At 71.9% G+C, this 1,192-nt stretch carries 1 pseudogene; it reads left to right on the top strand.

Annotated features, from left to right (window positions below):
* Window positions 1–1,192, top strand: a pseudogene (locus tag ACIPIA_RS16685) (DUF4159 domain-containing protein); the annotation flags it as partial.

The following is a 1,192-nucleotide window of genomic DNA, read 5'->3' as shown; positions in this document are numbered from 1 at the left end:
GCGCCCGACGGCAAGTGCGCCAGCCACCGGACAGGTACGGGCGCTCGACCTCAAGGGCCTGCCGCTCGGCGACGCGCCTTTCATTTTCGAGGGCTCGAACCTCCAGACGACGGCGCGCCTGACCCTGCCCATCGAAGTCCGCAACGCGGTGTCGCGGCTCGAGATCCTCGGCGAGAACAGCGCCGGCGCCGTCGCCCTGCTCGATGACCGCGCCAAGCGCCGCCGGATCGGTATCGTCTCGGGCGCCACCGCCGACACCGCCCAGCCGCTGCTGTCGCCGACCTATTACATTTCGCGTGCCCTGCAACCCTTCGCCGAGGTGCGCGAGCCGCGCCAGGGCTCGACCGATCCGGTCGGCGAGCTTCTCGCCCAGAACCTCTCGGTACTCGTGCTCGCGGATATCGGCGCGCTCGACCGCGACACCAGCGCGAAAGTCTCCGAATTCGTCACCCGCGGCGGCGTTCTGCTGCGTTTCGCAGGCGCACGCCTCGCCGCCTCCTCGGACGATCTGACGCCGGTGCGCCTGCGGCGCGGCGGCCGCACGCTGGGCGGCGGCCTGTCCTGGGAGACGCCGCGCAAGCTCGCGCCCTTCACGCGCGAAAGCCCTTTCTACGGCCTGACCATCAACGACGACATCCGCGTCAGCCGCCAGATCCTGGCCGAGCCCGAGGCCGATCTGTCGCGCAAGACCTGGGCCGCGCTGGAAGACGGCACGCCCGTCGTCACCGGCGAGCGGCGCGGCGACGGCCTGATCGCCATGGTCCATGTCACCGCCGACACCACCTGGTCGAACCTGCCTCTCTCCGGCCTTTTCGTGGAGATGCTGCGCCGGGTCGTGAATCTCGCCGGCACCGGCCCTGCCGCAGATGCACAAGCCGACGAGGTCCGCGTCGAGACGCTCTCGCCGACCCGCGTGCTCGACGGCAGCGGCCGCTTCCGCATCCCGCCCGCGACCAGCCAGCCCGTCCCCCGCAACTATGCCGGCCGTGGCACGCTCGCTCATCCGCCCGGCCTCTACGGCCCGGCCGACGGCACGCTCGCCGTGAACGCCCTCACGCCGACCGACACGCTGGCGGCGCTCGATCTCGCAGGCTTGGGCGCCCCGATCCTGCCGATCGACGAGCCGGTCGCACGCGACGCGCGCCCACCCTTGCTCGCACTCGCCCTGCTGCTGCTGATCGCCGACACCCTG

The sequence above is a fragment of the Allobosea sp. CER48 genome (genome assembly GCF_044752385.1).
Taxonomy (GTDB): domain Bacteria; phylum Pseudomonadota; class Alphaproteobacteria; order Rhizobiales; family Beijerinckiaceae; genus Allobosea.
The sequence above is the reverse complement of the archived record's forward strand: the minus strand, read 5'-3'. Positions and strand labels throughout refer to the sequence as shown.